Raw genomic sequence first — 23,746 nt, forward strand, 5'->3', positions numbered from 1 at the left:
CAGCAGCGTTTGTCTGCTGCTCGAGCAGCGGTTGCGGATCTTGGGGGATGTTCACGCGAAATAGCAGCAGGCGGGTCGGGTCCGGGTCATCGAGGCGGTCGCCGGTGGGGGCTGCCATCGCGGCCCGGATCGCCCTGCGCCGCGTGCAGGTCTCCCCGCTCGGGGTCACCCGGCGCGTCACGCCACGCCCGCCGCGGGTCTACCGGGTGAACCCACTGGCCGCAGGTATCGCCGAACTCGCGCACACCATCGGCCGAATGCCCAGGAGCACTAACGGCCAGATCTGGGTCTTCGCCCCGGGAATCCTGCTGGTCCTGACCGGCCTCGTCATTGCCGGCCCCTGGCTGACCATGGCTCGAGCCCGCCTCCTGGCCCGACGCACCAGCCGCCCCGCGCTGCTCGTCGCGGGCCGACGGCTCGCGGACGACCCGAAGGCCGGCTTCCGCGCGGTCAGCGGGCTGGTCGGCCGTCTACGTCGGCCCCGGCGGCCCGCCGGCCGACCGGCCGTACGCGCTGCTCGTCGAAGCACCAGCCCGCACCGGACAGGTCGGCGTGTGCCAGGTCGCCCTCCGCTCCCGGGAACGGATCGCACTGTTGCGGCCACGCCACGGCATGCTCATCCTCCAGACGCTGGTCCTGGTCGGGACGAACTGCGCGATCCGGGGGACCTCGCCCCGTCCGCGCCGGTCACCGACCGGGAGCTGGAGCTCGCCGAGGTGCTGATGCGGTAGTTCACGGGTGTCGAGGTCGACCAGGTCCGGGACGAGTACCGTCACGCACTTGAGCAGCTGGTCGAGGCGAAGGTGTCCGGCGGCGAGCCGACCGCGCCGCCCGAGCCCGGGCCGGCGGTGGACTTGATGGCGCGCTGGAGGAGTCGGTGCGAGCCGCACGCGCACCAGGGCGGCTGAGTAGCTGAGTGGCTGGCGGGACGGCTCGGCGGTACTGCCCCGAGGTGCGGTGATCCTTTGCCGGTGTCGTTGGCGGCGGAGGAGGCATTGTTCCTGAGCGGAGACAGCAGTGACCGGCCGGCGGCCTCTCGCGTGGCAGAAAGCCACGGAGGCCGGCCACCGGCCGGTGTCTGTGCTCGGAACTACCGGTGCGACGAGACCGTCGGGTCGGTGTCCGGCGTGCGGGTGCCGCCTGCGTGCTCGCTCTGCTCCTTGAGCCGGCGGGCCTGGTCCTTCAGGCGCTGACGCTCCTGCGGGTCAGTGGCGCGTTCCGCGGCCTGTTCGAGGTCCTGGGCCCGGGCACGGGTCTGCTGGGTACGACCGGACTCGCCTGCAGCGCTCATGATCACTCCTTGGGTGATGGGGAAGAGCGGGCCACATCAGAGAAACAGGCCCCGCCACCCTCTGCATCTCGATCAATCACCCACTGTTATCTGTGCCGTTGGAAGGCGTGCGCGGAATGGCTTGCGTGCCGGATCCTGCTCGCGTTGTGGCGTGTCTCGCTCAGTGGCTCCCATCCCACGGGATCGGATACGACACGGTCGACGTCGGCCGGGGACGCGGCCTGTCCCAGTCCGGGTTCCTCGCCGACGATTCGGGCACGCCGCGCCCGACCGTGCTCTTCCACGGCCGATACGACTCCACTCTCGAGGAGGACTATTTGCGCTGGCCGCAGGCGCGCTGCGGCGCGGCTACAACGTCATCGCGTTCGACGGCCCCGGACAGGGCAGCACCGTCCGCGAGCAGGGCCTGCACTTTAGGCCGGACTGGGAGGCCGTGGTCACCCCGGTCGTCGACTTCGCGCTCACCGTGCCCGAGGCGGACACTGATCGACTGGCGCTGATCGGCATGAGCCTCGGCGGCTACCTCGCCGCGAGGGCGGCCGCCTTCGAGCACCGCATCGCCGCCAGCGTGCTGTACGACGGCGTCTACGACCTTCACGAAGTCATGGCCACAACCGCCAGCCGAGCCGCTTCGATGCCCGGCGGTCTGGAAGCGCTGATGGCGCAGAACACCATGGCGCGGTGGGTGGTGCGCAACGGCCTGTAGACCTTCGGCGTGTCCGACTTCGACGAGCTGGTCAAGGCAACCGAGGCGTACACCATGGCGGGTATCGCCGACTGCATCACCTGCCCGACGCTCGTGCTGAAGCCGAGAACGACCAGTTCTTCACCGGGCAGCCACAGCGCCTCCTGGATGAGTTGACCTGCGAGAAGAAGCTGATCTTCTACCGGGAGGACGAAGGCGCCGCGAGCACTGCCACGAGGGTGCGATGTTCCTGTTCCACCAGCGCACCTTCGACTGGCTCGACACCGTACTCGCCAGCTGACCTGGTCTCGGAGCGGCGCCGTCCTGGGCGGCATTCAGAATGTCGGAGCCGGCAGGACCCAGGTGGAGGCGGCTTCCGCAGCACTGAAGCTTCCCGGTGATCTTGGATACTCGATACCTACGCCACAAGGGCGTGTTCATGTTCGAGGCGCTGCCGGGTTCCAGCGGGGTGAGGTAGCCCCAGCGCGGACGTCGCCGTAGACGCTGCCGGTTGGAGAAGGCCTCGACGAGCCCTGGTCCTGGAGGCAGCCTCCATGCTGCTCTTGGCCTCGGCGCACAGCGCCGGCCCGCTCATCGCTGCCCGCATCCTGCAAGAGGCTGCCACGGGCGGCCACCAGCGCCGCGGGTGCCGCCCTCCTCGACCTCGAGGACCACCGCCATCCCGGCCGGTCCGCCCTGACCAACAGCATCGACCTCCTCGCCGACATGGCCGCCGGCGTACTGCTCTCCACCCTGCTCGTCCGCTTCGCCTCCGCTCCCACGTCCACTGTGTACGTACTCCTGGGCGGCACTCCTCGACGCCCCAGGCGAGCGCAGGCTGTGCCAGGGCCTATACGGCTTCATCAACTCCGTTTTGCAGAGGCCGATCTGGGACTCCATGAGGGCGTTGTCCAGGGCGGCGCGGACGGTTCCGATCGCGACATCGAATGCCGGCGTCGAGGCGGTGGGCGGCGAACGCGATGGACGTGTGCTGGGCGGATTCAACCGGTCGTCGCAACACCTCGACTGCGGAGGTGTGACGGGCAGGCCGGCAGGGTGGGTGAAGGAGCTGACAGGTAGGTCTCCGATGAAGTCACCGGGGGCGCCGTCGTTGCGGCGGGACATCACTCGGGCAGCCCGTATGGGGTTCGTTCGCGAAGAGCCAGCCTGCACGCCGCGACCGTCTGCTCACTCAACGGCTATTGCTACGGTGGCAGCGCCGAAGGTTCCCTGAGCGTGAAGCACCGTCTGCGCGCTAGTTGTCCGACGGGATGCGTGCGGCGATCTCGCGGGCGAACCAGTCCGCCTCCTGCGACAACTCGTCCGCCCCTTCGCTCGCGATGAGTTGGAGCAGGCGCAGCAGGTCGTGGGCTTCGTCGAGGGTGAGAATCGCCAGACGCCGCGCTGCGTCGTCCTGAGCCGGGATGAGGTCCGCGACAGCGGTGTGCTCGTTTGCATCCATGCTCGCTTCAACGCGTTCCGACGCTCAAGGTTACATCGAGCGTTGCGGACCACCCGAAGGGCAGACAACGGCGCATCGCGCGACGGTGCTGTGAGAGCCGCTCGGGGTGTGGGACGAATGCCGGCTGTCGACGGCGGGAAGATCAGCCGGCCCGGAATCCGGCTCGGGAGGCACCGGCGTGGTAGTCACCGACGAGATGCGCCAGCGTGGACCGCTCCTCGGGTCAGCTGCGAGGGGCCAGGACGTCACCCTCGGGTTCCACGGTCAGTGGAAGCCGTGCATGCCGGGCGAGTTGATGTCGACAGTGACGATGCCGGGCGGATATCGGTGCTCGTCCTCGGTGAGCAGGATCGACATGCCGGTGAACTCCGCGCGAGGCAGGGCGCAGTACAGGGCGTGGCAGGTGTCGGGGCTGCCGTAGCCGTCGCGGATCATCGCTGCGACGGTGGCGGCGGCCATGGTGTCGAGCGGCTCGACGACGACGGAGGAGAACGCCAGGACGCGGCGGTGCAGGTGTTCCTCTTCGGCTTCGGCCTGCATCAGACTCAGGGCGGGGATGCGGAGCTGGTCGCCTGGAGTGGTGGCCATGTTGCCGGCGAGCAGGTTCAGCGCCTTGTGCCCGGTTGCGAGGGCCTTGACGGCGCCGGTGTCGAGGATGATCACGCGGCAGTGTCCCGGGTGGTGCGGGCCTTTCTCGGCGGCAATCTTGTAGATGTTGCCGAGGACATCGGGGGCCTGGTCGAACTCCTCGTCACTCAGGTCGATCCCGATCTGGCGCCGAACGACCTCGCGATCCGCGGCCAGCCGCTCCGCGCGCTGCGCCGCGGTCGGCTGCTCGGCGGCGAGAGCCTCGACCAGCTGCCCCAAGCTCAGGCCCCGCTCCCGGGCCAGCTCGGCCAAATGATCACAGACTTCACGCGACACCTGAATCGTCGTCGTTGCCATAGAGCAACTAGAGATCAGCTACAGCCCAGGCGAGTCGGGGTGCCTCGCCACCGAGCCGCTTCAAGTGAGGTCCTCAAGCAGGTCGAGGAGGTCGCGCTCAGCAGGCAGGGGCGGGCGCCGGCAAGCGTGAGGCGGGGCAGTCCGTGCTCGAGGTGGACGTTCAAGTTGTCCCGGAGAGGTGTTCCGAGGTGCTGGTGGGCGGCGATCCATTCGGTCACGGCCACGGATCCGGCGACCCGCCGCGCCGGGTAACTGCGCGATGCCCGGCGCATTGCGGCGGCGCTGCTGGGGCCGGACGTCGCGGGTTCCGCCGGCCCGACGGACGGGATCGCCTGAGTACGCGTACTCACCTCCCCTGAGGTGCTCGCCCCTGCTGACCCCGGCCGGCCCTCGACACACTGACCTCCCGCACTCCCCGACGAAGAGGTCCTGATGAGCCGTCCCCTGAGCCTGCGTCCCGCCACCGCGGACGACCTTCCCTGGATCCACGAACTGCGGCACCGGGTCTACGCGCAGGAGTTGGGCCAGCACGCGCCCAATGCCGAGGGGCGGCTGGTCGACGGGCTCGACGGCGACAATGTCTACCTGGTCGCGGCTCGCGGCCCGGTCCGTGTCGGGTTCGTCAGCGTGACGCCGCCGTGGGTGGGACGGTACGGGCTCGACAAGTATTTGACTCGCGCGGAACTGCCGCTCCTCGACGAGGCCGGTGTCTTCGAGGTGCGCCTGCTCACCGTCGAGCCCGACGCGCGGGCCGGTGCGGCGGGTGCCCTTCTGATGTACGCGGCGCTGCGCTGGATCGCGTCCCGGGGCGGGCGGTGGGTGGTGGCGATGGGCCGCGCCGACCTGGTCGGCATGTACCGGGCGGCGGGCCTGCAACCCGTGGGCCGTACCGTCCGCAGCGGCGCGGTCGAATACGAGGTGCTCACCGGAGAGGTGGCGGAGCTGACGCGGGGCACGACGGGCCGGCACGCCGCGACCGTGACCCGGCTGGCGGCCAGCGTGGACTGGCGGCTGGACTCGTCGTTCGCGCCCCGGCCGGACGGCTGCGAGCACGGCGGGGCCTCGTTCACCGCGATCGGCACGGACTTCCGCAGCCTGGATCGGCGGCTCGAGGTGGTCGCGGCCGACGTGCTCGACGCCTGGTTCGCGCCCGCCCCCGGTGCCCGCGCGGCGCTCGCAAAGGACACCGGGTGGGTTGCCCGTACCTCTCCACCGACCAGCGCGGAGGGTCTGCTCGCGGAGATCGCCGCCGCCCGCGGCTTGCCCGCGCAGACGCTCGCTGTCGGCGCCGGATCCTCCGACCTGATCTTCCGGGCCTTCGGCCGGTGGTTGACACCGGCGAGCCGGGTCTTGCTGATGGACCCGGGGTACGGCGAGTACGCCCATGTCACCGAGCGGGTGATCGGCTGCCGCGTGGACCGGTTCCGGCTGCGGCGCGAGGAGGGCTGGCGGATCGATCCAAAGCGGCTGTCGGCGGTCGTCGCGGCCGGGGAGTACGACCTCGTGGTCGTGGTCAACCCGAACAACCCCACCGGCCGCCACGCGCCGGCCGCCGAGCTGCGCGCGGTGATCGCCACCGCGCCGGCCCGGACCCGCTGGTGGATCGACGAGGCGTACCTCGGGTACGTCGATCCCGCCGAGTCGCTCGCCCCGTTCGCCGCGACCGACCCGCGGGCAGTGGTCTGCACCTCGATGTCGAAGACGTACGCCCTGTCCGGCGTCCGGGCCGCTTACCTGGTTGCCGAGCCGGAGACAGCGGCGGAGGTACGCCGGTGGACGCCGCCGTGGGCAGTCGGGCTGCCTGCCCGGCTCGCCGCCGTGGCGGCCCTGCGCGACCCGGCCTACTACGCCGACCGGCTGCGGCACACACACGGGCTGCGCCGGCAACTCGCCTCGGATCTGGCCGGGGTGGACGCGTCCGTCCTGGTCGAGGAGTCGGTCGCGAACTTCCTTTTGCTGACCCTGCCGCCGGGCGGACCGAGCGCCGCCGCCCTGGTCGCCGCATGCCGACGCCACGACGTGTATCTACGCGACCTGTCGCCGCTCTCCGCCGCCTACGAGGGCCGCACCGTGCGCGTCGCGGTCCGCGACACCGCGGAGAACGCGCGCATCGTCGCCGCGTACCGGGCCGCCCTCACCACCCTGCGCACCGCCTCCGCCGCCCCTGCCGGGTCTGCCCCCGCCGCCGGACTCGCCAGGTGACCGGTGTGGCCTCGCTGGCCCCGTGGCTGGGCGGTGCGCTGCTGGTGAGCGGTGTGGCGGTCGGGGTGTCCCGGCGGCGCGAACTGATAGTCCGGTGGTGTGGATGGGCGGTCGGCGTGCCCGTGGTGACCGCCGCGTTCTGGTGGGGGCGGCTCGGTGTCGCCCTGCTCGCTGGGGTCGTCGCGGTGATCGCGGTGCTGGAGTTCGGTGCGCTGACGCGGCTGCCCCGCGCCGAGCGGGCAGTGCTCGCCACGGCCGTGCCGGGCCTGATCGTCGCAGCTGCCTGGGCGCCGGACCAGGTCTGGCGGGTGGGCGCCGTAGGTGCGCTCGCGCTGGCCGCCGTACCGCTGGTGACCGGCGATGCCGAACAGGGCCTGCGCCGACTTGGCACCAGCCTGCTCGGGCTGGTCTGGCTCGGCACGCTGGCCGCACTGGCGCCGCTCGGGACGGTGGCGCTGGCGCTGTTCGCGGCGGTATCGGTGGCCGACGTGGTGGCGTTCTTCGCCGGGCAACGGCTGGGCGGGCCCCGGCTGTCGCAGCTGTCCCCGGCGAAGCGGTGGAGTGGGACGCTGTGCGGCGCGGCGGCGGGACTGGGCGTTCTCACGCTGCTCTCGGCGTGGAGCTGGCCGGCAGCACTCGCGGTGGCTGTGGGCGGGCCGGCGGGCGACCTGGTGGAGTCCCTGGTCAAGCGGGGCGCCGGTACCAAGGACTCTGGGCAGTGGCTGGCCGGCTCCGGGGGGTTGCTGGACCGAATCGATTCGCTAGTGGGGGCGCTGGTGATGCTGGTCGTGGTGGGGTGAGCTGCGGGGCGGGCCTGCCGGCCACCTCGCCCTCGCAGCGTAACCATCCGCTGTCCACGATCACGGGGGGAACTTCAAAGGTTCAACCCTGAATGCAGGGTTGAACCATCACTCGATGAGACCATGAGCCATCACCCATGCGTACTATCGCTACGCCGCCACACCACCATTCGCCGCGGAAGTACACGAACACGCGGACGCACCTACTTCGGTTGCACTCACGGTGATGCACCATTGCTGCCGAATTGAAGAGAGGCCAACACCATGACTGACAACCCCGCCACCATCACCAGCGTGACATCGCAGTACGCCACTCAGGTCGCACAGGACCTCGAGCTCAACACCAAAGAGCAGGAACGTATCGGCGCGGAGCTCTCCGCCCTGCAGACACAGTTGCGCATCCTGCAGGACGACCAGAGCGTGCTGCACAGCATCCAGAAGACGCTCGGCAACCGACCGGCATCCGCGCCGGCAACCCCGGAGCCTTCAACGTCCCTCCCCCAGCAGGCATCCGGCAAGAACACCACGACCCGCCGTGCCCCGTCCAAGACTGCAGCCAAGGCCCCCAGCGCGAAGAAGACCACTCCGCAGGCCAAGAAGGACAAGACCCAGGGCGCGGAGCCGAAGGCGGTAACAGCATCGGCGCAGCCCACGCTGATCGCGCTCATCCGCACTCACCTCGACCAGCAGAAGGAACCCCGTTCCGCGGCGGAGGTCACCACGGCGCTTGCTGAGGCCCACCCCCAGCGCAATATCAAGACGACCGTCGTGCGCACCACGCTCGAGAATCTTGTCGCCAAGAGCCAGGCTCACCGGTCGAAGCAGGGCGCCTCGGTCCTCTACACCTCAGCTGCCGTGCAGGCCGCACCGGAAAAGACCCCGGCTACCGTGCCGTCTCAGCCCGGGCAGGACAGCAGCAAGCGCAAGAAGGCCGACGCGGTCAGCTCGTAGCCGCCGAGGACACCCGAAGAAGTCTCTCGGCGAGCAGCCAAACGAAGTATCCGGCCATGCGGACGCGGCGCGGCCTGTGTCGGTGCGCCAGCCCGGTGGGGTGCGTTCAGCCAGGCGGCCACCGCGTCGCACAGGTCGGGAACTGCTCTGGACTAAGTGTCTATAAGTGGTCTTTAGCTGTCATGAGTGTCGTATGGTCGGGTGTATGAACCTGACGGAATGGGCGCGCGCGCAGGGGGTTGCCCCGCGTACTGCGTACCGCTGGTTCCGTGAGGGCACGTTGCCGGTCCCTGCGGAGCGGGTGGGGCCGCGCACGATCTTGGTGAACATCGATGCGAACACTTCACCGTCCGTGGCCGGTGGCGTGGGCCTGTACGCCCGCGTCTCCTCCCGCGACCAGAAGGCCGATCTGGAGCGGCAGACGGCACGTTTGTCGGCATGGGGCCAAGGCCGGGTATAAGGTCGTGCGCGTCGAGTCCGAGGTCGCTTCGGGTATGAACGGCGCCCGCGCCAAGGCCCGTCGCCTGCTGGCCGACCCGGCGGTGACCACCGTAGTGGTGGAGCGCAAAGACCGGTTGGGCCGCATGAACGTCGAACTCGTTGAGGCCGCTCTGGCTGCAACCGGCCGTCGACTCGTTGTGCTGGATGACGGCGAGGTCGAAGACGACCTGGTGCGCGACATGGTGGAGGTTTTGACCTCGTTCTGTGCCCGCCTGTACGGCCGTCGCAGTGCGAAGAACCGTGCCAAGAAGGCACTGGAGGCGGCGGCTGCCTATGGCTGACAAGAAGAAGCAGCTGCGCACCATCGACCCGCCGTTCGTTGCTGTCGGCCCGTTGGGTGTGGCGTTACGCGACCGCCTCAAGCACCTCACGCCAACGGACGAGAAGGTGTTGCGTCTGGTCGGCGAGCACCAGGGCCGCCTGGCCTCTCGCGACCTCAAGGCCCGTTGCGAAGCCGGGCACCAGCACAACAACGACGCGTGGGCATCCCGCAAGCGTGTCCTGACCGAGCAGTCGTCGTCGCGTATCGCGGGTGCGATCACGAAGGCCACGCACGACCAGTACGGCCTGGCCCGACGCTGCCTGCTCGCCCATGTCCACAACCTTGAGGCCGGGATCCGCATGCTGCGACACCGCCTGTCCCTCCCGATCGGGGAGAAAGGCAGCAAGCGGGCGCCGGGCGGGTACCGGTCCAAGGGCGAGTGGTTCCACAAGTCCCGCCGCCTGGCCACCCTGGAACACCGCCTCGACATGGCCCGCGACGACTGGAAGTCCGGACGTGTCCGTGTCGTTCGCGGCGGTCGGCGGCTGCTCAAAAACCGGCACAACCTTCAGGCCGCGCAGCTCACCGAGCGCGAGTGGCGTCAGCGTTGGGAGGCTGAGCGCTGGTTCCTCGCCGCAGACGGCGAGTCCGGAAAACGCTTCGGTAATGAGACGATCCGCGTCACCCCTGACGGCGAAGTGTCGCTCAAGATGCCCGCCCCGCTCGCCCACCTGGCCAACAGCAGGCATGGCCGGTACGTTCTTGCCTCCAAGGTCGCGTTCGCGCACCGTGGGGACGAGTGGCGCGAGCGCACCGAGGCCAACCGTGCCGTCGCCTACCGCATCCACTGCCACGTTGAGCGGGGCCGCTGGTACCTCACCGCTTCGTGGACCAGGCCCGTCGTGCAGACGATGTCGCCGGCCACCGCTTGCGCCAAGGGCATGGTCGGCGTCGACACGAACGCCGACCACTTCGCCGCCTACCGGCTCGACCGGCACGGCAACCCAGTCGGCGACCCGCGCCGCTTCCCCTACGACCTGTCCGGCACCGCCGACCACCGCGACGCCCAGATCCGGCACGCCCTCACTCGCCTCCTGCACTGGACCAAGCAGACTGGCGCGCAGGCGATCGGCATCGAAAACCTGGACTTCGCCGCCGAGAAGACCCGCGAGAAGCACGGCCGCAAGAAGCGGTTTCGGCAGCTCATCTCCGGTATGCCCACCGGCAAGCTCAAGGCCCGCATCGTCTCCATGGCCGCCGAGCACAACATCGCCATCGTCGCCGTCGACCCGGCATACACCTCGATGTGGGGCGACCAGCACTGGCGCAAGCCCCTGATCAGCAAGACTCGCAGCATGACGCGCCATGACGCCGCCTCGGTGGCCATCGGCAGGCGCGCCCTCGGGCACCCGATCCGGCGACGGACGGCACCGCCCCAGCATCACCAGAGTGATGGTGCTGGGCATCGGACCGTCCAGGCCGATCGTGGTGACCGAGGGCGTGAGGAAACCCGCCGCCCCGTCCCGGAGCGTGCACACGATGCACGTTGCCGGACAGGGACAACGAGAACGCGGGGGACCAGCGCATCCAAAACCGTTCGGGATGCGCGCAGTTCTGGGACGCGGGCACAAGACCCGCTCCCGGACACTGTTTAGGAACGGTAACGGTCGGCATCGCGGGGCCAGGGGGCGCTGGCGCACGTAACCCGCTGCACGCCCTACCAGCGACCGTGGCACGGACAACTGCCGATCTGTTGCAGGCTTGCGATCGACCCCTCGCTGGCCGCACAGGTCTCTCTGCGCATCGCTCAGCTTCAGTAAGCACGAACGAACGCCGGCAAGAATGTGCAGCTCAGCAACTCCATCCTTCCCGGAATACTGACACCCCCCTTCCGCCAGCGCGCCAACAGGCGCCCTCATAAGGCCCAGTTGAAGCGAGAACTCGCAGCCCAGCGTTCCAGATCCGCTCTTCCAGACTGGTCCGTGACAGCGGAGCGGGGCCCGCCGAAGCCGGATCAGGCGCGCAGGGTGACGCCGAAACGGGTCCTCATACGCCGCAGTTCCCACAGCGAGACAGCGGTCACCGACAGCGGCCCGCCCAGCGTGGAGCAGAACTGGACGATGGGCGGGCCACCCGGCATGCCGTCGCCGATCACGCTGAAGGCCGCGAACACCCACACCAGCGTCAGGGTGAGGACGGGTGGCAGCATCGGGTGGACCTGGGCGCTGTTGAAGGCACTGCGGGCCGAGTACAGCGATGCCATGAAGAAGAAGGGAAGGCCCCACACGATCACGATCAGCGAGGCGACTGCCAGTACGTACTCCCACCAGCTCTTCCCGTCGTCGGCGTCGACGGTCAGGGCCGTCGGGACGAGGATTCCGCCGATGGCGACCAACGTCAGCACGTACCAGCCGACCGCCTTGAGCGGAGCGCGGAGCCGGGAGCGCAGATGCGGCCGCAGGGGCGGGGGCGCGTAGTAGATGAATCCGAGGATGACCAGGGGCGCGGCGATGATCAGCACGAACGGGGCGAGGATGAGTTGGGCGGCACCGCCGTACGCCGCGTCCTCCCAGCGGTTCGGGTCCACGTTGTAGGCGAAGATCAGGGCGATGGTGGCGGCTGCACCGAGCACCGTGCGGGCCAGCTGGACGCGGTCCACGGCGCGGTCCACGATCCGGCCTTCACCCTGCTGCGCGAAGAGCCTGGTGGCGACGCGGTGTGCGGAGCGCAGGATCGCGCCGATGAGCCCGAAGGGAGAGCCGAACGACAGGCATCCGCGGCGGCGCCGGGTGGCGGGCCTCGTGGGCTGGGGGCCGTAGGGGTACGGGTACGGGTACGGAGGCTGGTTCGGGTGCGGGCCCAGATTCGGTGGTGGCGGACCATACGGGCCGCCCTGCGGTGGTCCATAGGGAGCGCCCCAACCGCCCTGGCCTCCCGGTCCGTTGCCGCCAGGCTGACCCGGGCCGTTTCCCGGCCCCCATCCCCCCGTAGCCATGCCGCTCCCCGTTCGCTTTCGGCCAGTTACCGTGTGTCCTGTGGCGCCACGGCGCAGTGTAATGGCACATCGGGTGACAGAGGCCGCGCTCGCTGCCGGTCGCGCCGCCTTGCCCGTCGCGCCACATACGTGCATACCCGTCAGCGCTCCGGCGAAGCGCCGAGGCCGGTCAGGGCGCGCGGCCTGATGGGGGTCTTGCTGGAAGCGTGACTGGGCCTGGAGGTTGGCCCAGGCCTCCTTGAGTGTCCTGGCCCAGTCGTCCAGTGGTTTGCCGTCCTCCCACAGGATGCCGTCGAGGATTTCGATCTTCCATGGCGCGATGGGGTTGGCCAGCGCAGTGTGGATTTCGGGTCCGCCGGCCCAGGTAGTAAAGGTGGTGCCGGGGGCGGCGGGGTGGTGCCAGGCGCCCGCCCCGGCGAGTGCGCGGGCAGGATGCCGACGTGGTTCCAATCCGGGACGGTGACGCGGACCTGCCAGTGGCCGCAGCTGTAAAGCGCCTTGGTCTGTTCCTTCTGGGACCAGGCGGCGAATGTGACCCTTGGGTTACCGCCCCACGAATCCCATGCCGTGACACCCGTTGCTCGGCGTCGTGAGACGGGAGGCAGCGTGTCCATCGTGTGGGCTCCGCTGACAAGGGAAGACGTGTCCGAGAAGCAGAGGAGCGGCATCATGACGGAGAACCCCTGGTCCTACAGCGCCACGTGCGGCCACCTACCGGGCACCGATCTGACCGGATGAAGCGTCGAGGCATCCGACGGCCGCATCGGAACGGTGGACGAACACTCCGACGAAGCCGGTGACGCCTACCTGGTCGTGGACGCCGGAAAGTGGATCTTCGGCAAGCTGCTGTTGCCTGCTCGTGCGGTCGCCAAGGTCGACACCGCGGGCCGCGCCCTTCATCTGTGCCTGGCCAAGGAAGAGGTCAGGGACGCCCCTCAGTTTCTCTCCGACAGACACCTCGCCGATCGGCAGTACCGCGAGGACGTCGTGACGTACTACCGGATGGCCGGCCCATGCGCGGGCGACGCCAGCTCCCTGTGACCTAACGTCTCAGCCGCGCTGATGACCGGCCGTCCCGGGCGGGAGTAGCGACTGTTCCAGGAAACCGAGGCCGGCGCACGACGCCGGTCCGCTCCAAGGAGGCGGAGCGGACCGGAAAGCGTTCCCCATACGCAGCAGACCAGATACGGTCAGATCCGTCCGCCAGCGAGCCGGGTCAGCGGGCCGACGGGCGGCTTGGCTGTCGCGCGGCCCACCGCGAACCCAGCGCCGGCGACGCCGACGATGCTCGCCGCCGCACCCGCCGCGATCAACTTTCTGTTCTTGACGACCGTCCAGGCCGCGGTGGCCGCGGTCGCCGCCTTCGCGGCGTTCACCGTCACCGCCTGCTGGCCCATCTGCAAACCGCTCGCCATCGCACGGCTGGCGCTCCTCGCCGCTTCACTCCCGGAGCGGACGCTGGTCGACGCGGCCTCCTCCGCGTCAGCGACAGCGGTCTCCGCCTTGCTCGCCGCGGCGGTGGCTTTCGACTGGGCCCTCTCGGACGTCGACATGGCCCGGTTGGCTGGCGCCTTACGTGCCGTCCCATTGCCGGAGTTCTTGGCACTTCCGCTCGATGTACTCATAGAATTCCTCCTTGCCTGTCTTTCCTCAGTGAAACGGGGATCGCCATACCGGAGAGCAACGCGGGGCCGGTTCAACTACCCAGGGAGCTCCGAGGGAGAAGCGATCCCAACGGGCTCAGGTCCAGGTGCAGATCGTCCATGGACAGGCCGTACGGCTCGCACAGTTCTTCCCTCCGCTCGTTGCAGGATCATCAGCGTCACGCCGATGTGTTTTTCCTCGTCCTCACCCAGGTCGACGCGGTGGACGGCGGTGCATTCCATCAGCTATCTAGCGAGGGGACCCGTGGCTTTAGGCATGGGGGGAATCGCTTCTCAGGGCTGCTCTGACCTCAACTCGGTGCACGGGTCTGCACTGTTGACCCGAGACGACTAGATGTGTGCCGTGTGTATAGTGATCGTGGTGACTGTAACGCGGAAGGTTCGCCGGTACTCCGGTGGCGTGTACGACTTGGGGCTGCACGTGGTGTGGTGCCCGAAGTACCGTCGCCGGGTTCTTGGTGGCCGTGTCGCGGTCCGGCTGCGTGAGCTGATCGAGGCGAAGGCAGCAGAGAAGGGCTGGGAGATCATCGCCCTTGAGGTGATGCCTGATCACGTGCACCTGTTCGTCAAGCACGAGCCGAAGGCTTCCGCGTCCTACGTCGCGAACCCGTTCAAGGGCTTCACCTCCCGCGTGCTCCGTTCGGAGTTCGTGCACCTGAAGTCGCAGATGCCCACGCTGTGGTCGTCGTCGTTCTTCGTCGCCTCAATCGGCGCGGTCAGCGCGGACACGGTGGAGAAGTACATCAACACCCAGTGGGAACGGCCCTGGACGAAGAAGCAGACGGAGGGACAGGCGTGATACGCGCCTACAAGTTCCTCCTTCGCCCCACCGTCCGCCAGCGCCAGGCTCTCGGCGACATGCTGCGTGATCACTGCTCGCTCTACAACGGCGCGTTGCAGGAGCGCCGTGACGCCTACCGGCACGCCTCGAAGACCAGCATCAAGTACGGGCAGCAGTCCGCGCAGCTCAAGGAGGTCCGCGCGTTCGACCCGGAGCGTCAGGGCCGCTGGTCGTTCTCCTCCCAGCAGGCCACGCTTCGCCGTCTGGACAAGGCGTTCCAAGCGTTCTTCCGGCGCGTGAAGGCCGGACAGAAGCCGGGCTATCCCCGGTTTCGGGGTGCGATGTGGTTCGACACGGTGGAGTTCCCCAAGGATGGCGACGGCTGCCGGTGGGACTCCACCGGGCACGACCCCGTCACCCGCGTGCGCCTGCAAGGCGTTGGACACGTCCGCGTGCACCAGCACCGGCCCGTGAAGGGTCGCGTCAAGACCGTCAGCATCAAGCGCGAGGGTCGGCAGTGGTACGTCGTCCTCGCCTGCGACGAGGTGGCCGCCGAGCCGCTGCCGGCCACGGGCGCGGCGTGCGGCATCGACATGGGTGTCACGCACTTCTTCACCACCTCCCAGGGCGCGCACGTCGAAAACCCCCGGCACGGCAAGCGCAACGCCGACGCCCTCGCCGAGGCTCAGCGTGCCCTCAAGGCGTTCCCCCGGCGCACCCGGGAGACCCGCACCACCAAGCACCGCCGGGCCGTGGAGAAGGTTGCCAAGCTGCACCGCAAGGTCCGCCGTCAGCGTCTGGACCACGCGCACAAAGCCGCGCTCTGCCTGGTTGGCGACTACGACCAGATCGCGCACGAGCGGCTGAGCATCGCGAACATGGTTCGCACTCCCAAGCCGAAGCCCGACCCCGAGATGCCCGGAGCGTTCCTGGCGAACGGCGCCGCCTCGAAGGCCGGACTCAACCGCAGCATTCTTGACGCGGGTTGGGGGGTGTTCCTGGGCATCCTCGCGCAGAAGGCTGAAAGCGCCGCTCGTGTATTGATCCCGGTGGACCCCCGCAACACCTCGCGCACCTGCCCCGAATGCGGGCACGTGGACGCGCAGAACCGCGACGGCGAAAAGTTCCAGTGCACCTCATGCCACCACATCGACCACGCCGACCGCGTGGGCGCCTGGAACGTCGCACTCAGGGCCGGGCTGGTCCTTCCCGACGTGGCATAGCCACCGACAGGAGAAGCCCCCCGGACTTACCCGGGGGGAGGAGTCACCACCCTCCGGCTCAACGGTGCGGCCGACGAGCGAAGCACCGGCACCGGACGCGCCTCACCCCCAGGGAGCCGACTCGTCGCCCGTGACGGTTGGCGCTTGACGCAAGCCGCACCGTGGACGGCGTGCGACGAGACCGGGACCATGAACTGGATGGCGACCTGGACCATCAAGCCCGAGCCCGTCACCGGTACGGCTGTTGACGAGGTGATGCGGCGGTACTTCACGGAACTGGGCCGGCTGGCGCAGGGACGCTCGGCGACGGAGGCAGAGCTCCGCGCGGTGCTTGCCGAAGACCCCCACCAAGTCATCGAGGTCAACGAGCTCCAGCCGCGCCGCGCTGTCCAGCGCCTCAAGACGGAGCACACGGGGTCCTCAGGCTCGGTGCTGATCATGCCTCCCCCAACTTTCAAGAACGCGGCGAGTGCGTTGGCGAGGGGGAACTAGGCGTCGGCGGCGTGGGCACAGAGTGCCCAGGTCCGTCGTCTCGGTGCGTCGCGGGAGGTTCAGGGCAGAACACTCACCGCTCGGGCGATGACGAGGAGCGACGTGAGGAGCGCGGCGACGCTCTGCACGCTCATCAAATTCTTGGCGCGCGTCGACAGCGGCATGGTGTCCGTCGGACTGAAGGCCGTGGAGTTGGTCACGGAGACGTACAGGTAGTCCACCAGCGTGGGCACCCAGTCGGACGTACCGCTGGCACCGTCGGCAACCTCCTGGACCGCGTCGTCGTTCTCGTCCTGCGAGAAACGGAAGTCGGCCAAAGGCAGTTCCTCGCGGGCCGCCTGTGTTCTGCTCACGGGGCCGCCGCGGTCCAACTCCCAGTAGGCGAGCCCGAAGACGATGATGTTGGTGAGCCAGACCTGCAGAGCGGCCACCAGTAGAGTGGGGCCGTCTTTCACGCCCGCGTGGACCAGTTGATGGATCAGGGTGGCGAGCGCGACGAGGTTGCTGGCCGCGATGACCGTCACGAGTGTGAGCGACAGGACGCGGAAGGTTCTGGTCTGGCGGGTGAGCCCGGCGCGGGTTGATGGCGACCAGCGGCACCAGCAGGGCGACTTCCAGAGTGGGCAGGACGTAACGCGGGGCGATCAGCAGTTGCTGGGGCAGGAGGAGGTACAGCCCGACCGCCACCAGCGTCGCGACGACGGCGGGCAGCCGGGCCTCGCCGCGTCGCTGGTGGCGGGGGTGGCTGCGCTGGGCATCGGCTCGGGTACGGGGCACGTGTCGTCCTCCGGTGCGCTCGCGTTCGGCTTGTCCGTTGTCTCTCAGGCCCGGGCAAGCTGCTCGCGGATCGCGCTCACGAAGTCGTCCAGGTCCTTCGGGGTGCGGGAGGTGATCAGCGGGTAGCCGCCCTCCGCGTCGACGACGACCGGTTCGTCCACCCACGCCTTGGCGCCGGCGTTGGTGATGTCGGTGCGCAGGGACGGGTACGAGGTGAGGGTCTTGCCTCGCAGCACGTCGGCCTCGACCAGTGCCCAGGGGCCGTGGCAGATGGCGGCGACGGGCCGGCTGCTCGCGGCGAATGCCTTCACCGTGTCGACGGCGGCCCTCTCCAGGCGCAAGTGGTCGGCGTTGAGCGTGCCGCCGGGGATGAGCAGGAGGTCGTGCGGGGCGGCGCCCAGTGCCTCGTGCGAGACGTCCGGGTCCACGCTCTGGCCTGGGTCCTTGTCCCCCTGCAGCGTCTGGACTGGGTCTGTGCTGGGCGCGGCGACGGTGACGTCGACGCCGTCCTTGCGCAACTGTCGCAAAGGCACGAGCAGTTCGTCCTGCTCGACGCCGTAGTTGGTGACGAGAGCCAGGACGCTGCGTCCCTCAGTCGTCGGTCCGTCATGGGGTGAACCTTTCTGTGCGGGTGTGGCCCTGCTCCGGGGCGGGCGCAGGCCCGGTCATCCGGCCGGGCAGGGCTGCTCCTTCAGGAGCTTCGCGAGGTGGACCGTGTCGACGGCGAGCGTGCGGGTGGTGTCCGCCACGGCCTCGGGCCTCTCGTCGAAGTCCTGGCAGTCGGTGCCCTGCTGGGTCTGCCCGGCCCAGTACATGACGGTGCCGGGGGCGATGGAGACGCCGACGTCGTTCAGGGCCTGGGAAATGTCCGCGCTCACCTTGTGCGCGCCGTCCTCGTTGCCGGCCACGGCCACCGCGGCGGCCTTGCTGTAGAGGAGGGGGCGCGCGCCCCTGCCGTCGGTCTGCGACGACTCGGCGTTCAGCCATTCGAGGACCCACTCGCAGAGGCCGGAGGGGTGGGCCGGCCAGATCGGCGTGGCGATCACGAGGATGTCGACCTGGTGCACCTTGTCGCGCAGGAGCGGGCAGGCGTCCCCTCCCCCATGTCCACCTCCACGCCGGGGCGTATGGCGTGGCCGGCGACCGCGGTGGCGGGTGTGGCACCCGGGGAAGGTGCGGTTGCGCCGACAGGTGGACAGGGCCGCCCGAAAGCGCTGCGAGACGTGCATGGCCCCCGTCTCGTCGACGACCTCGACCGGCCCCTCCCTCAGGAACGGGCCTTGCTCGCGGCCCATCGTCAGGCGCAACGGTCGTTCATGGGCGCTCGGCACGGATCACCACCAGCCCTTCTGTCCGCGGGTCACGGTCCAGGTACCCCGGGGGCACAGAGCCGGGCCCGTCGCTTGCGGGTTACCGGGCCGAAGGGCACCTGCGCCCGGTCCACGGCCCGTGCCTTCATGCCGAGGGCGCTCAGCCGCTCGATCGTCTCGGCGACGCCGCACCGCTCGCAGTGCACCATCAGCGGCATGCCGGGTACACGCAGCGCCCGGTGCGCCGTGGCGCAATCCCGGTCCACGGCGTCGCGGCCGCCCTCTCCGCCTTCCCAGGCACGGGCCGGGCCGTGCGGCCGCCGTCGGCGGTACACCGTCGCAACGTACGGCGCATTGCTGAGGGCCAGGTCGACCGAGCCGGGTGCGAGGCCGGTGCGTCGGCGTACCAGGCCCGGCACTTCGCGGACGGGGGCGCGTCACTCGTCGTCGGGCGACGAGTGACGCGCGTGCGGATGGCGCAGGCGCACCCAGATGTCGCGCGCCTGCCGGCCGGCGGCGGTGCGGCTGCGGGCCACGAGTCTGCGTGCCTGTTCCGGCGTCTCCACCATGGGGCCGGATCCGCGCAACGGTCGCCCCGCGGTCTCGTGCAGGAAGAGGGTCGAGATGAGGCCGATCACTCCGGCGACCATCAGGTAGTACGCGGGGACCATGTTGTTGCCCGTCGCCTCGACGAGGCCTGAGGCGAACAGGGGTGTGGTGCCGCCGAAGAGCGACACGGACAGGTTGTAGGCGATCGACAGGGCGCCGTAGCGGATCCGGGTGGGAAAGAGGGCCGGTAGTGTGGCGGCTGCGGTTCCCGCGAACATGACGAGCAGCATGCCGAGGATCGCGCACCCGAACGCCGGAAGCAGGATGCCGCCCTCCCTGATCAGCAGGAACGCGGGATAGGACAGCGCGATGAGCGCGATGCTCCCGGCCATGAACATAGGTCTGCGTCCCCACCGGTCGGACGTCCTGCCGACGGTCGTGATCAGCAGGACGACCAGGAGCATCGTGCCAAGGACCAGTAACTGCGCCGTCGTGTCGTTTTCGCCGAGCGTCACGGTCATATAGGTCGGCAGGTACGACGTCACCATGTAGTTGGTGACGTTGTAGAGCAGGACGAGGCCCATACAGATGAGTACCGCCTCCCAGTGGCGCGCGAAGATCTCCCTCACGCGGCCCCTGCCCGACTGCCGGGCCTGCTCCACGGGGTCTTCGTCCGCCCCCTTCCCCAACGCCTGCGCGTGCGCGTAGGCGGCCTCCTGCTTGAACGCGGGCGTCTCCTCCAGCTTCATGCGCATGTACAGGCCGATGAGACCGAGCGGACCCGCCACGAAGAACGGGATACGCCAGCCCCAGTCCTCGAGGCCGTCGCTGCCGAGCACCAGGGTGAGCACCGTGACCAGACCGGAGCCGAGCGAGTAGCCGATGAAGGTGCCGAAGTCGAGCCAGCTGCCGAGGAAACCCCGGCGCTTATCGGGCGCGTACTCGGCGATGTAGGTCGTGGCGCCCGCGTACTCGCCGCCGGTGGAAAAGCCCTGGACGAGGCGGCACACCAGCAGAAGGATCGGGGCGAGGAAGCCGACCGCGGAGTAGGTTGGCAGGAAGCCCACGGCGAAGGTACTGGCCGCCATCATGATCATCGTTGCGGCGAGCACCTTCTGTCGGCCCACCCGGTCGCCCAGCGGCCCGAAGACGAGCCCGCCCAGAGGGCGCACGATGAAGGCCGCGGCGAAGGTGGCGAAGGTGGAGACCACCTGCGCGCCAGGCGAGCTCGACGGGAAGAAGACCTTGCCCAGGGTGCCCGCCAGGTAGGCGTAGACGCCGAAGTCGAACCACTCCATGGTGTTGCCCAGAGCAGCCGCGGTGACAGCCTTGCGCACCTGCGGACGGTCGGCGACGGTCACGTCCTGGGCCGAGAGGGCCTTCTTACGCCGGCGCAGCAGCGTACGCAGCATGCGGTCGGTGGCCGGATGCGACGCGCGCGCAGCGCTCCGCCCCGGCGGATCGGACTTCCGGCGCCGGAAGAGACCTGGCATGGGCGGGAGCCTCTCTGCGGACGGCTGCGGCAGCCGCGGGTTGCGGCGCCGATGCGGAGGGCTCTCATTCTTCGCAGTGAGCGGCCGGACCGCCTCCAGAGACGGCTGTACGCGTGGCCCGGGCCACGCGACGCGATACCGTCCGAGCTGCGCACAACCAAGCGCCAGTGGTTCGGGTCGGCGGGTTGCACACTCGCCCGCGTAGGCCAGAACGGCCGCGAATCGCGTCACACACCAGGGCCCAGGAACTGCCGAGCTCCACGCAGCACACTGCGCAACTGCCGCTGGGTCGCTTGACTTTGGAGACGTACGTCGAGGGCTCCGGGAACGGTGCTGTCTGCCCGCAGGCCCGTGGGCAAATGGGAGGCGTCGAGACCGTCGCGTGTGGCGATGAGGGTGCCGAGTTCGTGACGGCTCAGGGCGTCGGTCCCTGCGAGATGGTGGATGCCTGTTGCTCCGCTCGACGCCAGTTCCAGGAGGGCGGCTGCCAGATCCGAGACATGGACCGGGCAGCGGATGTCGTCGGTGAACAGGGCCCCATCGACTGTGCCGGCTGCCAGTTGGTGCACCAGGCGCTCGTGCTCGGAACGCCCGTGCCCGATGATCAGCGACGTGCGGGCGACAACGGCCTTCGGGTGCACGGCGAGGACCCCGGTCTCGGCGGCGGCCTTGGCTGCGCCGTACGGGGTGACGGGGTCCGGAGACAGGACTCGTCGTAGTGGACGCGGCCGGCACCGGAGAACACCGCGTCGCTCGACACGTGGACCATGCGGGTTCCGTGCTTCGCCGCGACGATCGCGAGCTGAAGAGGGCCTTCAGCAGTAACCGCCCAGTCGGCCCGGCCTCTCGATGCGTTGACGACCACGGCCGGATTCACGTCGGCCATGACGGCGTCTATCCTTCCCGCGTCCTGTAGATCGAGGGGGCACCATGCGGTCGGGGATGAGCTGCCCGGCCCGGTCGTGTAGGTCGCGAGGTCGTGTGCCCCGCTGTCCTCGCTTGCCGGATCAGTTCGGACCCCAGGAAGCCGCTGCCGCCGACGATCAGAATGGTCCTGTGCGTCACCGTAGCCCCACAGGCCCAACAGCGAAGCCAGTCACCCGCTCGGGTGACCGCCTTCTCCGTCGGCCGGCCGGGTTGGCGACTACGTCTTTGGCTGCCAGAGGTAGCGTCCGTCCGCCTCGCACTCGTCGTTGCGCTGCCCCCTTCGCCCGCTGGTCCTTGCGCGGCACCGACGCGAACACGTCACCGTCCGGCAGCCGCTCCGCCATGGCCTGAATGACGCGTTGGAAAACCAAACGCGTACCGGTGCGGAGGGGAGGGGGGAGTGCGCAGTTGCAGAGCCGGCGGGGGTCGTGGGACGTGCACGCCGACGCCCACGTCGACGACAAGCCCGTCGGCTTCGGCAGCCGTTCTGGCTGATGGGGGATGTTCTGGGTAGGGGGGTGCGCAGTCGGCTGTCGCCCGCTGCGCAGTCCCCAGAGTTGGACACGCTGGGTGGGTCTTGGGCCGTGATCGTGGGGGGGCTCGGCAGTGCCGAACCGGTCACTGCACACCGGAGTGTGAGAGGCTGCGCGCCACACTGCGCAGCCTCTCAAAACGAATAGCCCGGCGGTAGACCCGGCCAGCTTGGTTATCGCCAGCCGGGCAGGGTCGAGGATACAAGTCGCGGACGGCGCGTGGGGCGGGTATCCGCCCAGAGAGCCAATACCCGCTCGCTGCCCTGCTCCGCAGGAGTCCTCTTCCTCTCCACCCTGAAGAGCGGAGTATCCACGGAGGAATCCCGATGAACACGCAGTTCACCGTGCGCTCGGCCGCTGCTATGGGGCACCACCGAGTTCGAACATCGCGAATCCCGCGAACCAGCCGGAGGCGAGAGCGCAGGTGCCGAGGACCATTACCAGAGCAGGTCGGCGAAGCCTGCTCAGGGCAATCGCCAGCGGGATCAACAACGGGAAGGCGGGCAACAGAAAGCGCGCGACGTTGCAGAACATCTGCTGGCTGCCGAGCACGGTCGCGATGGTGAGCAGCGTGTGCACCATCAAAACGGCGGGCGGGCGCAGTCGCACCAGCAGGACGATCAGGATCGGCAACGCCATGACGATCAGTGCCGCCAGCAGATCGGGGACGAGCGCGGCGAAAATATCATCGTCGCTGCCAAGCAGAATGCCCCGCATCACGGTGGCATTGTGCTGGCCCCAGTCGAAGAAGTGCAGCCAGGCTCCCCTCTGGAGCTTGAAGTAGCCGCCCCAGTCCCCCATACGCCAGCTCACCCAGCCCAGATATCCGAACAGCCCGAGCGGTGCCAGCACCATCGCGGCCAGAGGGCGCCCGGTTTTGTCAGTGCGCCGCAAAAGTGCGACCAGCGCCGCCACGCACACCGCTGCGATCAGGGTCGCCGAGGTCGGCCGGTTGAGCCCGGCCACCAGGGCGAGCAGTCCGGCAGCGATCCACCGCCGGGTCATCACGGCGTAGCAGGACCACGCGGCGAGCGCGGTGAAGGTGGAGTCCGAGTAGACCGCCCACTCCGCGCCGGATCCCGGGATGACCGCCCACAGGCCCGCCGCGATCACACCGGCCCGTGCCCCGCCGAGCCTCTCCGCGACGGCGAAGATACCGGCCGCGGCGAACAGCGAAGCGACCACCGATACCAGCATCCCGGCGCCGTACAGGCCGAGACCGGTGAACTCCGAGACCATGCGCATCAGGCCCGGGTAGAGCGGGAAGAACGCAGCCGAGTTCGCCTGAAACGTGTACAGGGGGGAACCGGTGATCGGCACCAGTTGGGGGTTGTACCCGAACTCCGCGATCTGTTGGTACCACCAGCCGTCAAAGGAAGCGAGCACGTCCCACGGGTGGGCGCCGCCGCCCAAGCGCACTTGCTTCGTGAGGTGGTAGCCGGAGTAGTCGACCAGCCACATGAAGACCCCGAAGCCGGCCAGCTTCAGTACCGCGTAGCACCCGACCGCCGGCCCATAGCGTCGTACCAGCCTGCTCGACCGCTTGTGCAGGTCGACCGGCGCGGCCGGGAGTGTGCCGTCGTGTTGTGCGGGCTCGGCAGAGACAACAGTCGGCATCGCATTCATCGGTCGAAGTCACCCCGGCGTCATGGACGATCGTTCGCCGAACCCTTACACCCGTGCAGGTCAGGGTTACGCAGACACGCCACACCGCTGTGCCATGGTCCTCGGAACACCCTCTGGCGCAGTAGCACGGCCCGTCTGTTGGCGACGATGGATAAGCAGCGCCAACTCCACCGGAAACAGGGTCAACCCATCGAGCCCCTGAATTTCCCACTACCTCTCCGAACCCGTCAGGGACGCCGCCCCCGCCGACTCCGTCACCTTGCTCGGGCTACCCCAA

22 protein-coding genes and 2 pseudogenes are annotated in these 23,746 nt (G+C 69.1%); 12 read left to right on the forward strand and 12 right to left on the reverse strand.

What is annotated here, in order from left to right; all coding sequences use genetic code 11:
• Window positions 1-513: 513 nt before the first annotated feature.
• A complete protein-coding gene (locus tag OG456_RS50915) occupies window positions 514-723 on the forward strand; it encodes a hypothetical protein (RefSeq protein ID WP_353963606.1) in 210 nt (69 codons plus the stop codon).
• A gap of 367 nt (window positions 724-1,090) precedes the next feature.
• Here the strand turns inward: OG456_RS50915 and OG456_RS38880 are convergent, their stop codons facing one another.
• Window positions 1,091-1,291 (reverse strand): DUF6381 family protein, encoded by a 201-nt coding sequence (locus tag OG456_RS38880; RefSeq protein ID WP_266569810.1) that lies wholly within the window; start codon window positions 1,289-1,291, stop codon window positions 1,091-1,093.
• Window positions 1,292-1,307: 16 nt separating this feature from the next.
• Here OG456_RS38880 and OG456_RS38885 point away from each other — a divergent pair, with 16 nt between their 5' ends.
• On the forward strand, window positions 1,308-1,997 hold the full coding sequence (locus OG456_RS38885) for a S9 family peptidase (protein WP_266570729.1): 690 nt from the start codon (window positions 1,308-1,310) through the stop codon (window positions 1,995-1,997).
• Between the two features lie 9 nt (window positions 1,998-2,006).
• Complete coding sequence (locus OG456_RS38890; RefSeq protein ID WP_266569811.1) at window positions 2,007-2,153, forward strand: hypothetical protein; 147 nt, start codon at window positions 2,007-2,009, stop codon at window positions 2,151-2,153.
• Window positions 2,154-3,231: 1,078 nt separating this feature from the next.
• Here the strand turns inward: OG456_RS38890 and OG456_RS38895 are convergent.
• Both OG456_RS38895 and OG456_RS50605 read right to left on the reverse strand, forming a co-directional pair.
• Window positions 3,232-3,438: a DUF6417 family protein gene (locus OG456_RS38895; protein ID WP_266569812.1), complete on the reverse strand. Its 207-nt coding sequence runs from the start codon at window positions 3,436-3,438 to the stop codon at window positions 3,232-3,234.
• Window positions 3,439-3,702: 264 nt separating this feature from the next.
• A complete protein-coding gene (locus OG456_RS50605; protein WP_323136430.1) occupies window positions 3,703-4,383 on the reverse strand; it encodes a hypothetical protein in 681 nt (226 codons plus the stop codon).
• Between the two features lie 432 nt (window positions 4,384-4,815).
• On the opposite strand from OG456_RS50605, the gene OG456_RS38905 reads away from it, so the two are divergent.
• The 5 genes and pseudogenes from OG456_RS38905 to OG456_RS38925 all read left to right on the forward strand — a co-directional run bounded on the left by OG456_RS38905 (window position 4,816) and on the right by OG456_RS38925 (window position 10,754).
• Window positions 4,816-6,585: a histidinol-phosphate aminotransferase family protein gene (locus tag OG456_RS38905; RefSeq protein WP_266569813.1), complete on the forward strand. Its 1,770-nt coding sequence runs from the start codon at window positions 4,816-4,818 to the stop codon at window positions 6,583-6,585.
• On the forward strand, window positions 6,582-7,385 hold the full coding sequence (locus OG456_RS38910; RefSeq protein WP_266569814.1) for a phosphatidate cytidylyltransferase: 804 nt from the start codon (window positions 6,582-6,584) through the stop codon (window positions 7,383-7,385). Before OG456_RS38905 ends, OG456_RS38910 begins: the two co-directional genes overlap by 4 nt.
• 264 nt (window positions 7,386-7,649) lie before the next feature.
• Window positions 7,650-8,336 (forward strand): hypothetical protein, encoded by a 687-nt coding sequence (locus tag OG456_RS38915; RefSeq protein WP_266569815.1) that lies wholly within the window; start codon window positions 7,650-7,652, stop codon window positions 8,334-8,336.
• A gap of 205 nt (window positions 8,337-8,541) precedes the next feature.
• A pseudogene (locus tag OG456_RS38920) lies at window positions 8,542-9,118 on the forward strand (IS607 family transposase).
• On the forward strand, window positions 9,111-10,754 hold the full coding sequence (locus OG456_RS38925; protein WP_266569816.1) for a transposase: 1,644 nt from the start codon (window positions 9,111-9,113) through the stop codon (window positions 10,752-10,754). The pseudogene OG456_RS38920 and the gene OG456_RS38925 overlap by 8 nt, the downstream one beginning before the upstream one ends.
• A gap of 359 nt (window positions 10,755-11,113) precedes the next feature.
• Here the strand turns inward: OG456_RS38925 and OG456_RS38930 are convergent, their stop codons facing one another.
• Window positions 11,114-12,094 (reverse strand): hypothetical protein, encoded by a 981-nt coding sequence (locus OG456_RS38930; protein WP_266570731.1) that lies wholly within the window; start codon window positions 12,092-12,094, stop codon window positions 11,114-11,116.
• A 771-nt stretch (window positions 12,095-12,865) separates the two neighbouring features.
• On the opposite strand from OG456_RS38930, the gene OG456_RS38940 reads away from it, so the two are divergent.
• The gene (locus OG456_RS38940) at window positions 12,866-13,135 is read left to right on the forward strand and encodes a PRC-barrel domain containing protein (RefSeq protein ID WP_323136431.1); all 270 of its coding nucleotides are present in this window, start codon (window positions 12,866-12,868) and stop codon (window positions 13,133-13,135) included.
• Between the two features lie 149 nt (window positions 13,136-13,284).
• Here the strand turns inward: OG456_RS38940 and OG456_RS38945 are convergent, their stop codons facing one another.
• Entirely contained in the window at window positions 13,285-13,719 is a 435-nt protein-coding gene (locus OG456_RS38945) for a hypothetical protein (protein WP_266569817.1), read from the reverse strand.
• Between the two features lie 400 nt (window positions 13,720-14,119).
• Between OG456_RS38945 and tnpA the strand changes: the two genes are divergently transcribed.
• From tnpA to OG456_RS38960, 3 genes are all read left to right on the forward strand, one after another.
• Entirely contained in the window at window positions 14,120-14,557 is a 438-nt protein-coding gene (gene tnpA, locus OG456_RS38950) for an IS200/IS605 family transposase (RefSeq protein WP_266569818.1), read from the forward strand.
• A complete protein-coding gene (locus OG456_RS38955) occupies window positions 14,554-15,762 on the forward strand; it encodes a transposase (RefSeq protein WP_266569819.1) in 1,209 nt (402 codons plus the stop codon). The genes tnpA and OG456_RS38955 overlap by 4 nt, the downstream gene beginning before the upstream one ends.
• 144 nt (window positions 15,763-15,906) lie before the next feature.
• Complete coding sequence (locus OG456_RS38960) at window positions 15,907-16,254, forward strand: hypothetical protein (RefSeq protein ID WP_266569820.1); 348 nt, start codon at window positions 15,907-15,909, stop codon at window positions 16,252-16,254.
• Window positions 16,255-16,313: 59 nt separating this feature from the next.
• On the opposite strand, the gene OG456_RS38965 is transcribed toward OG456_RS38960, so the two are convergent.
• The 7 genes and pseudogenes from OG456_RS38965 to OG456_RS38995 all read right to left on the reverse strand — a co-directional run bounded on the left by OG456_RS38965 (window position 16,314) and on the right by OG456_RS38995 (window position 23,469).
• Window positions 16,314-16,778, reverse strand: coding sequence for a hypothetical protein (locus OG456_RS38965; protein ID WP_266569821.1), 465 nt, complete (start codon window positions 16,776-16,778; stop codon window positions 16,314-16,316).
• Window positions 16,779-17,075: 297 nt separating this feature from the next.
• Window positions 17,076-17,609 (reverse strand): type 1 glutamine amidotransferase domain-containing protein, encoded by a 534-nt coding sequence (locus OG456_RS38970; RefSeq protein ID WP_266570732.1) that lies wholly within the window; start codon window positions 17,607-17,609, stop codon window positions 17,076-17,078.
• 87 nt (window positions 17,610-17,696) lie between these two features.
• The gene (locus tag OG456_RS38975) at window positions 17,697-18,362 is read right to left on the reverse strand and encodes an NAD(P)H-dependent oxidoreductase (protein WP_323136432.1); all 666 of its coding nucleotides are present in this window, start codon (window positions 18,360-18,362) and stop codon (window positions 17,697-17,699) included.
• A 29-nt stretch (window positions 18,363-18,391) separates the two neighbouring features.
• A complete protein-coding gene (locus OG456_RS38980) occupies window positions 18,392-18,760 on the reverse strand; it encodes a hypothetical protein (RefSeq protein WP_266569822.1) in 369 nt (122 codons plus the stop codon).
• 18 nt (window positions 18,761-18,778) lie between these two features.
• A complete protein-coding gene (proP, locus tag OG456_RS38985) occupies window positions 18,779-20,302 on the reverse strand; it encodes a glycine betaine/L-proline transporter ProP (RefSeq protein ID WP_266570733.1) in 1,524 nt (507 codons plus the stop codon).
• 308 nt (window positions 20,303-20,610) lie between these two features.
• Window positions 20,611-21,448 (reverse strand): annotated as a pseudogene (locus tag OG456_RS38990) (NAD(P)-dependent oxidoreductase).
• 755 nt (window positions 21,449-22,203) lie between these two features.
• The gene (locus tag OG456_RS38995) at window positions 22,204-23,469 is read right to left on the reverse strand and encodes a glycosyltransferase family 39 protein (protein WP_266569823.1); all 1,266 of its coding nucleotides are present in this window, start codon (window positions 23,467-23,469) and stop codon (window positions 22,204-22,206) included.
• Window positions 23,470-23,746: the final 277 nt, after the last annotated feature.

The sequence above is a fragment of the Streptomyces sp. NBC_01446 genome (assembly GCF_026340095.1).
Lineage (GTDB): Bacteria > Actinomycetota > Actinomycetes > Streptomycetales > Streptomycetaceae > Streptomyces > Streptomyces aureus.